This window comes from Geoanaerobacter pelophilus, assembly GCF_018476885.1.
Lineage (GTDB): Bacteria > Desulfobacterota > Desulfuromonadia > Geobacterales > DSM-12255 > Geoanaerobacter > Geoanaerobacter pelophilus.
Genome location: NZ_JAHCVJ010000009.1, coordinates 143,640 through 154,067, shown reverse-complemented (window position 1 = coordinate 154,067; position 10,428 = coordinate 143,640). Strand labels below are relative to the sequence as shown.

Sequence of the window (10,428 nt, the reverse complement as noted above, 5' to 3'; positions counted from 1 at the left end):
TGGTGGACCCGGCAACGAACGGCGCCAGCGAGGCATTGGCTGAGTTATGACAACCAAGGCAGTGGGCATTGATCTTTTTGATCGAGTCTCTGGTGCCGTTGGCAGTGTAGGAGATGTAGGTACCGGTGGTGTAGCTGCCCGGTCTGCCGGTGCCGGCGCCATAGATGACCAGGCTGACGGAGCCGCCGGGAACGCCCATGTGATAGGCGCTGTTGATGCTGCCGTCAGCATTGGCCTCCCAGTGACACTGGTAGCAGAGTTCGTTGGAGAGCGTTGCTCCCTGGATATGGTGCGATTGGGCCGCAAAGTGATTGACAACATCGACGCGGGTCCCTTGAACCTTGGCATGGCAGCTGAGACAACTGCCACCTTCGACAGTGCCGTTGATGTGCAGGGACGGATTGTTGAATGTCTTGTTGTCCGCATTCAAATGCTTATGACAACTGCTACAGTTAGATGAAGCGTGGCCGTTCTGCGGGGGATAACCGTGGCATTGGGCACAATCACCGCTGCCAGGATTGCTGCCGCCGGCAATGCCGTCGCCAAGGGTTGCCGTGCCGGTCAGGAATGGCACATTCCAAGAAGGAGCTGTTCTCGCAGGTGTGCTCGCCGGGAGGCTTGCCCCATGGCAATAAGTATTAGAGCAAACGCCGGAGAGGTAGGAAGGATTCAGCCCAGCTTTTTTGGCCAGAGCATTAAACGATACTTCTGCTGGGGCTGCTGAATCGTAATGACCGGCAGCGTTTACGTTATCAGTTGCCAGTGCAATAGAAGTAGAGTGGCACTCCGCGCAGCTGATAGCACCGGAATATTTGAAGGTAGTCGAAGAAATGTGATTGAAGTGCGCCCCTGCCTTGGGATCAGTGGTTGCAGTGGCACCGTTCAGGGCATTCCAGGGAGTGGCGCGATAGCCGTGGCATTTCTGGCATTTAGGCGTGGCAGACGCATAGCCCCAAGCCTGAGAGGTTATCCCGCCGTGACAATTGATATTCGAGCACTGCCCGGTCCCCTGGTCAAAGCGTGCCGAAGCTCCAACCGACGCGGGGTCGAAATAGACGTTGGGCGTGCCATTCAAGTGGTACCTGACTGCAGTGTAGTCTTTGAGCAACCCTGAAACCGTTTTGCTGACGGTCTTGGCATGGCAGAGTGAGCAAACGGTGGTATTGGTGGTGACTCCGACATGATTCTGGTGGCTGTTGGCGGTAGGGCTCGGCACCGGCCCGCCATTGGAATAATCCGGGGCACCGGCGTAACTGTTGCTGGTACCGTGGCAACTGGCGCAGCCATAGGAGGTTGAGACATTCCAAGCTGTCGGGTTCTGATAGACGATTGCTGCCGGGTTGCCGTTACTGTGACAGTAGATATTGGCGCAGAGTTTTGTAGAGCTATTGTAGGTTACGCTGCCGCCGCCGTGGGAGCTGGAGAAATCGGCAAACTTATTGGCATGATTAGCATAGTTAGCAATAGAATTGTTAGTCGCAGCAGTCTTGGCATGACAATCGGCACACAGCATACCGTTACCCAGACCCAAGCTCGTGTTGACGGCAGGGTTGAGGTGATTCTGATGTCTTCCGGACAAGGTGTTGCTGGTAGCGTCGCCATGACATGAAGTGCAGGTAGTTGTCAGTGAGGACCAGTTCGGGTTGCTGTAGGTCGGCGGGGTCTGTCCGTTTGAATGACAGTAGACATTGGTACAGCTCGGGGAGGTCCAGGTCCCGCCAAAAGATGAAGCCATAACCACGTTTCTGGTCTTGTTTACATGGTATTTTGCACCGGTGTACTGCTTGAGAGCCAGGTCATTGGCGGCATCGACCGTTTTGGCGTGGCATGATGCGCAGCGGTAGCCGTAGGTAGCAGTCCCCACATGCTTGGCATGCTTTCCGGAAAGAGCCGAATTGTTGCCACCATTGGCCGAGGCGTTGCCATGGCACCCAGTACAATTCGCCGGGACAGAAGTCCAGGCCTGGGTCACGAATGCCGGGCTGGTCGCTTTACCGTCGCTGTGGCAGTAACCGTTGGCGCAGGTTGTGCCACTCCATATGAACTTGGCAAAGGCTACAGTTGAGGAAATATTACGGTAACCGTTGATATGCCTGCGTTTGTCGGATATGGAGGTGTTGTTGCTCATTACTGTTGCAGCATGACAGGAGAAACAGCTGATATTGGCATTCCCCAGCTCATAGTAGCCACGGATATGCTTGCTGTGAGGCTTTGACCAGGTCGGCGCCGTATAGCCGTCAAAGGCCGAATTGTGGCACTCGCCACAGCGGAACTTGGTCGATGTCCAGAGGAAGCTGGTCTTCCCTGCCCCGCCACGACCATCGGAATGACAATACACGTCGCAGGTAGTACCGGAAGAGAAGTAGTATCCGGCACCATCCTGGCGCTGACCAGTACCGTACTGGACCGTGTTCGGCCTGGCTGCGCCGGATGGGACAACCGGCAGGTTGAACACAATCTGAGCAGCTGCGCCATTGACGCTAACCGGTCCGTTCACATGGTCGGTAAGCGGCGCAACGTTGTGGCAGGTACCGCAATAGAAAACATGACCAGTCTGACTTGAGGCATTGGTGTTGGTCCAGCCGTTGAGATTGGTCACGCTGGTGCCGCTGGCGTAATGTTTGCGGTGGGTCGATGACAGGCCAAAGGAGGCACTATTGTTGGACTGGTGACAGGAGCCGCAGTTGACGGTGGTTGCGGTCCAGTTAGGGTTGTTCCTGCCATGGCAATAGGTAACGCTGCACTGCGAGCCACTGTACACGCCGCTGCGGTTGGCGAACTTGGCCATCCTGACATCCCTGGACCTATTCAGATGAGCACCGCCGGGGATCAGGCTATAATTGGCGTCGGTGGTCAGTTTGTGGCAGGTGTCGCAGGTGAGGATCCTGTGATTGATCCCGGCGTCACCGCTGTTTGCCAGGTGTTTGGTATGCCGGCCGGTCGAAATTCTGGTCTCGCCGTTCAAGCCGGTGCCGTTATGGCAGTAATCGCAGGCAACCGTCCCCTCAGCGCCATTGGCGATGGCAGACCAGGCAGTAGGATTTTTGTAGGTTGGAGTGGCCTGGCCGCTTGAGTGGCAATAGATGTTAGTGCAATTGCCGGAGCTGTAGGCAACGCCGCCATTGGAAAGCGGTCCCCAGGAAACAGTACCGGAACCGTTGACATGCAGGCCGGTGCCGGTCGGCAGGATTGAGGTGTTGTTGGCATAAACGACAGTATTGTGACATTCGTTGCAGTTAAAGCGGGTCGCGCCGAATTTGGCAGTCTGATTGTTGATATGGGCCTTGTGCCCGAGTTTGCTCATCGGATTGGCAGAGTTTGCCGTACCGCCATGGCAGCTGGTACATCTGCTTCCGGACATGCTTCCTCCCACCCAATTGGGGGTGGATCCGCCGTAGTGACAGACAACATTGCTGCAGCTGGTGCCGTTCCACCGCATCGAACCACCGGCAAGACTGCCGCCGGTAACATTTATGAAGCCGTTGGGATGACGGTCCCGGCGACCGGAGATCAGGGCATTGTTTCCCGATGCTGTTGCCGCATGGCAGGCATTACAGGTAGCTGCCGTGGAAACCGTTGAGGTAAGGTGCTTGGTGTGGGCGCCGGACCATGTCGGGCTGGCGTCACCGGCCTTGTTGTGGCAGTTGCCGCAGGTAGTAGTGGAAGAATCCCAGGTCATTACATTTACCGGCGCACCACCACGACCGTTTGAATGGCAATAGGTGGCACAGCTCGTTTCCTGGGAATAGAGATATCCGGCTCCGTCGGGGACGACCGTCGTGCCTCTGGTCACAACGGAAACCCCGCCCGCTGGATATTGCCTTTCCGGCGGGATGGCAAAAGGAAGATTTATGACCACTTCGGCAGCAGCACCATTCGGCATGGCCGGGCCATTGACATGATGGGTGTTGGGCTCCTCGGAATGACAAGTGCCGCACATGAATACGTTGTTGGTGGCAGACTTGTTGATATTGGTCCACCCCTCATTGGTGTTCCAGAGCGGGGCAGTGCCTGAGTTGTAATGCTTGCGATGGGCGTTAGACAAGCCGCTTGTGGTGGTGTTGGTCGCACGATGGCACGTTCCGCACTGGCTGATGGTCAAAGTTCCCCAGGTCGGATTATTCCTGCCGTGGCAGTAGGTATTATCGCAACGACGGGTGGTTCCGCCCACCCACGAACCGGAGCGATTGGCGAATTTGGCAAAGGTGATATCGCGCACCCCGTTGATGTGAGTTCCGGTGTGATAGTCTATGGATGCGCCGTCAGGGCCCACGGTGGCGTCATGGCACTTGTCGCAGCCAACTGCGTTGTGCAGGATGCCTCCTGTCGGGCTTTGTCTGACATGGTTGTTATGGCGCTCGTCGGTCATGACAGTAGCATCGGCAAGAGTACCGCCATGACAGTAGTCGCATGAGACACTGCCTTCCGTACCGTCCGCTAACTCTGTCCAGCTTTTAGCCGGTTGTTTGAAGTTGCCATTACCGTCTGAGTGACAGTAGATAGTGGCACAGCCGTTGGTTTGATAAGATTGGGCACCGCCGCCGTTCTTGGTTGCCAGAGGTCCCCAGGCGACATTCTTCGCGCCATTGGCATGCAGCCCCCTGTTTATGAGCGAGCGGTTTGAGGCATCAACAGTACTGTTGTGGCACTCGTAGCACTTGAAGTCAAAATGGTCGAACTTCTGGCTTCTGTTATTGACATGGGCCTTGTGGGCATTCTTGTTCATCGGGGTCAGCGACAACTCGTCATTGCCGTGACAGCCGCTGCAATCTGTGGCCAGAGAGCTCCCCCACTGTGGGGTCTTGTCATAATGGCAGTAAACATTGCTGCAGGTACCATAGGTTGCACTCGGGGCAAGGTCTCCGGTAGACCCGGAATTGGCAGCCACCCCTGAACCGGCAGACTGGTAGGCGGCACCGCTGACCCGCGGCTCCGTGGCACTGAACTGCCAGCGGACATTGCCCTGAACATGAGAGATATCAGTCGCTGGGTGGCAGAAATCGCAATTATAGCTATAGCCGCTGGCTGATCCGGCGTGGGTCGGATGGCTGCCCATTGCCGGTGGAGTAGCAGTTGTGGCGCCATGACATGAGCCACAGGCGCTCTGGCCGGATGCGTCCCAACGGGGAGCCTGATTGCTGCCGCCGGTGAGTGGCGCCTTGCCAGGGGCCCCGCCGCCGTGGCAGTAGATATTTGCACATCGGTTTGCCTGGAGTGGATCGGTCACGCCGCCAGCAATGGTAGTGGCAGCCGTACCGGCAGCAAAGGGGTAGCCGCGCCGCGAGGAGGTAAACGGGACATAGGTACCGCTGGTCACCTTGCCACCGAAACCAAAGAATCCGATATCAATGGTGCCGCTCTGGTTAGGCATTTTGGGAGTGTTGTTATCTATGTAGTGGCAAGTGTCACAGACAAGGCTGCGCCCGGTGACGTGCGTGGCATGGGCACCGGCAGCACTGGTCTGCAAGGCAAAAGAAGGGCGTGGGCTACCGATCAGGCCGGTATCGCCACCTCGTACTGACGAAGTAGGCGGATTACCGTGGCAACCACCGCACGCAGCCTTGAATCCGGTATTATGTGCATGGCAGGTAGTGCAAACCTCTTTGGGATTGGGATGCCCTAACCCGGCACTGTTATTGGCGCTGTTGGCATTATGAAACTTGTTCTGACTATGGCAGACCTCGCAGATCCGATTCGAGGCGGCATGTGCTTTAGTGTCGTCGCCCATGCCGGTCTGATTGGCAAATTTCACTGGTACCGACTGCTGCCCATTCGGCCAGAGATCACCGTCAGGCGTATGAATGACGGTGCGGATGTTCTTCAGGTTCTCCTTGTTATTCGGCTCATGACAAGTGTCGCAGGTAAACTGCCCATACTTGCCGCCGGTAACGCCCCAACCGTTCGGCCATTTACTGCTCTTCGAGCCGGTGTCCACGCTGTTATGCAGGAGATCTGCAGCCTGGGAGCCGGTAGCGCAACACGCCAGCAAGACCGATATCATGCAGCAGACGGTCATCAATCTCTTCCGCGTGCAACTACCAATTATATCAAGAACCCTTCTCATCATATAAGTCTCACCTTTATCGAGCCGGATGGTTGTCATGATTCCCCCCTTACTGCCGTGCATGACAGCTGACACACTTGAGCTGAGCGCCCCAGGTGATATCAGGCTGGTTGACATGGCAGGCAGTCAGACAGGTCTTGGTGGCCGGATTCCATGTAGCAACGCTAAGATCGAAACTGTCGTAGGAATCTGCAGATTTGTAATTGCCGTTACGCGTCCAGCCAAGGGCATTGGCAACATTGGAAAGCTGTGCCTTTGTCTTAAATACTATCGGCGCAAATTGGACATCCTTTGAACCGTTGACATGCAGGCTAGTATTGGCGATCTGGCCTGGCTGCAATTGTGTGCGCGTTGACTGAGTATGGCAACTGCCGCAACGGAACAGGCTGCTGCTCCCGTCCATGGCGTAGGTATCAATGACAGTGCTGCTCACTATGCCGCTATGACAGGTATAACAGGCGATTGTTGAGGCAAATGCGCTGTTGCCGTGGGCCATGTTGCCTGAAGATGAAAATCCGAGGAAACCGTTCTGCTTGTTCCCCTTGCCGGTATTCACAAAGTGAATGCCGACCATGTGTCCGGTTTCGCGGTATGGAGCCTTGCCGACATTGCCGATCGCTGTCTGGGGGTTGTAGTGCGACTGGCCAGCATACTGCGGTGGGTTGTCGTGGCACGAACCGCAACGGTTTGCCCCGAAACTGCCGCCGTACCAGTTGGGGGTCTGCCGGTAATCGGCAAGCGCTAGAGACAGGGTGCGCCCATTGGAGTGGCAATACACTGTCTCGCAGGTGAGGCTGCCACTGCCTTTGGTAAATCCTGCCGAATCGGTGGTATTGAGATTATTGAGACTGTTCAGATAGCTGCCGCCTGCCTTGTTGGCGGCCAGCGTCAAGTCAACCGTACCGTTGCGATGCTTTGCCGGGTCGGTAGGATGGCAGTTGGCGCAGCCAAAACGATAGGTTGAGCCGACCGACTTGTTGGCCGTGTACTGGTAGAAGGTAACAATACCGCTATCAATGAGATTGCCGATATGCTTGGAGTGGCTCGCTGAGAGATTGCCATGGCAAACCTTGCAGCCGGCGCTGGTCGGATCACCCCAGGTAGCATTGCCGCCGCTGTGACAGGTGATGTTGGAGCAGACGTTTGTGCCGTTCCACGATGCGGTTGCCTCTTTGGCGCGGTTGAAACCGACGTTCCTGGTGCCGTTCAGGTGGAGTGATCCGGCTTTGATCGCCGTGCCGTCAGTCACCACCGTATCGGTATGGCAGGTATCGCAGCTGGCAGCACCCGTTGCCGTATGCGCCTTGTGGCTGTTGGCATACAGCTGGTTGATCCCGGCATTGCCGTAGTTCGGCTCTCCGGCAATGCTGGTGAAAGTGCCGGTGCCGGTTGACGCGCCGTGACAACCAATGCAGTTGTCAATGGCCGGACCTGCTGTCCAGCTGACCGCAACTCCAGGACCGCCCTTGCCATCCGAATGGCAGTAGGCGGCATTGCATGCAGCAATGTTCTTTCCAGCATAACTGCCGCTATAGTCCTTGAAACCGTTGCCATGGTTGCCGATGTTGGCAATCGACCGGTCGGTCGCAACAGTACGGCTATGGCAGGCCGCACACGCGATATTGTTACCGAGAACGGCGGCCTGATTGATATGGGCGGCGTGCTTGCCGGTAACTATCGGGTTGGCGCTGGAGGCATTGCCGCCATGACAGCCAGTGCAGTCAACCGGCATGGTTGCGCCCCAAACGGCATCAGCCGAACCGGTGCCATGACAGCTGATGTTTGAGCAGGTTTTGCCGCCGGCGTAAACGAATTCTTTCCCGCCCCCTTGAACAACCTCTATGGCACGGTTCAAGTGATTTGCTGCTGTGGCGATCGATACCCCGTCCACCGTAGTGGCTGAGTGGCAATAAACGCAGGTTGTAGCCCCGGAAACGCCGACATGCTTTTCATGGCTGTTGGCATACAGTGTCCCCTGCGAGGCGCTGGGGTAATTCGGCTCTCCGGCAACGCTGGTAAATGCCGGCGACAAAGATGCGCCGTGGCACCCTTTACAGTTGTTGATTGCCGGCCCGGCTGTCCAGCTGACTGACATCCCTGCCCCGCCTTTGCCGTCTGAATGGCAGTAAGCAGAGCTGCAGGCAGCGCTGTTCTTGCCCGAACGGGCCCCGGAGAGATCGGTAAAGCCGTTACCGTGCAGCAACGGGTTGGTAATGGCTTGATCAGAGTTGACAGTGGCGGCATGACACTCGGCGCAACCAAAGTTTATGCCATTCACCGCGGCATTATTAAGATGCTGAGAATGCATCCCGGTCTTGATCCATTTTGCCCCGGTAGAAGCGTTGCCACCGTGGCATCCGGTGCAATCGGACGGAAAGGTGTCGCCCCACACCGCGTTTACCGAACCGGTGCCGTGGCAACTGATATTCGAGCAGGTCTTGGCGCCGATATAGTCAAAGTTCTTGCCGCCGCCTTTCTGAACATCAATAACCCTGTTGGTATGATTGCCGATTATGGCAGTACCGGCAGCGGATACCGTGGCGCCGTGGCAGTAAACACAGGTTGCGGCACCGGCGCTACCCACATGTTTCTTGTGGCTGTTGGCTTTGGCAGCACCAGCAGCTGTCGTGACATAGTTAGGCTCGCCGGCAGTTGAAGCAAAGTCCGGAGCAGCATCACTGCCGTGGCACCCGGTGCAATCAAGGGAAACGCCGCTGTTCCAGCCGGTTGCAGCGGTTATTTTCTGGGTGCCCTTGCCGTCAGTGTGGCAGTACGAGGCGGAACAAACACCATTAGCTGCCGAATACGTTGAGCCGTTGCCGGCCTTGGCACCGGAATAGTCGACCAGCAGATTGACATGGTTCGCCTTGTTGCTCAAAGTGGTGTTGCCGCTGACGGTCCTGGCGTGGCAGGCGTCGCAGGCAAAGTTGCTGCCGAGCAGAGCAGCGTTGTTGATATGAGCGGTGTGCCTGCCGGTTGTTATTGGCGACACACTTCCTGTTGCCCCGCCGTGGCAGCCGGAGCAGTCGGTTGGGAAGGAACTGTCCCCCCACACCGGGATGATTCTTGGCGAACCGTTTTTGCCGTCGCTGTGGCAGGCGACATTGCTGCACTGGCCATAGGACTGGCTCGGGGCAAGATCGCTGGTCGCTCCCGCATGTTCGTCTGCAAGTGATCCGGCAGCCCGGTAAAGCGCTGCGGCAACACGCGGATCGCCATTGGCGCCGAACTGCCAGCGAACGCTCCCCTGGACATGCGATACGTCCGTGGCAGGATGGCAGGTAGCGCACTGGAACGCATAACCGTTGAATCCGGCGGCAGAGCCGGTATGTTTCACATGGCTGCCGAGGGTCGGCGGATTATCATTGGTGGTGCCGTGACAGTTGCCACAGGCATTCTGCCCCTGGGCATCCCAGCGAGGCTGCTGGTTGAGTCCGCCGCCGAGAGGAGCATGGCCTGGGGCGCCGCCACCATGGCAGTATACATTCTGACAGCGATTGGCCTCAGCATAGGTGGTTTTGGCGGCAGCGATAACGGTCTGCGCAGTTCCTGACGCAAAGGAATAGCCTCTGGTGGCGGACGAGTACGGGACATAAATACCGTTGGTTACCCTGCCGCCGAAGCCGAAAAAGCCGATCTGGATGGTGCCGCTCTGATTAGGCATCTTGATGCCGCCATTATCGATATAGTGGCAGGTATCGCAGACCATATTCCGCACCTGGGTGTGGGTATGATGCGCGCCCACCTGCCCCGGTTCAAGAGTTCTTGAAGGCCGCGGCAGGCCGATCAGGCCGGTATTGGTACCGAAAACAGCTGAGGTTGGCGGGTTGCCGTGGCAACCGCCGCAACCGGCTTTGAACCCGGTGTTGTGCTTGTGGCATGACGTGCAGACTTCCTTGGGAGTCGGATGCCCAAGGCCTTCGGTATTATTGGTGGTATTGAAGTTATGGAACCGGTTCTGGCTGTGGCAAACCTCGCAGATTCGGTTGGAATTGCTCCGGGCTTTGCTGTCATCGCCCATACTGGTCTGGTTGAGGAAGACAACCTGCACGTCCTGCGAGCCATTCGGCCAGGCGTCTCCGTTCATGGTGCTGATAACGGTCTTGATGTTCTTGGTGTTGCCTGAATCCGGGGCATGGCAAGTGCTGCAGGTGAACTTGCCATATTTGCCGCCGGCCACGCCCCAGCCTCCCTGGGCCTGCCACTTGTTTGATGCGGTGTCGGCACTATTGTGAATCAGGTCGGTAGCAGCAGCCAGTGACGGCACAACAAGAGTTGCCAGCACAACCAGCAACAATAAGTGCATGGTACATTCAACAGCCCTAGAATTCATGATTGACACTCTCGAAAAAATAGATCTCATG

The 10,428-nt window shown here is 56.9% G+C and carries 2 protein-coding genes; both read right to left on the bottom strand.

Features of this window, described 5'->3' with window-relative positions; genetic code table 11:
* Positions 1-6,103, bottom strand: a 6,103-nt coding sequence (locus KI809_RS18100; RefSeq protein WP_214173004.1) for a CxxxxCH/CxxCH domain c-type cytochrome, incomplete at its 3' end; no start/stop codon positions are given.
* A gap of 10 nt (positions 6,104-6,113) precedes the next feature.
* The gene (locus KI809_RS18095; RefSeq protein ID WP_214173003.1) at positions 6,114-10,427 is read right to left on the bottom strand and encodes a CxxxxCH/CxxCH domain c-type cytochrome; all 4,314 of its coding nucleotides are present in this window, start codon (positions 10,425-10,427) and stop codon (positions 6,114-6,116) included.
* Between the last annotated feature and the right edge of the window lies 1 nt (position 10,428).

What these genes read in the sequence shown, in the direction of transcription:
- KI809_RS18095 (WP_214173003.1), bottom strand. Translation starts at nt 10,427, where the DNA reads ATGAGATCTATTTTTTCGAGAGTGTCAATCATGAATTCTAGGGCTGTT.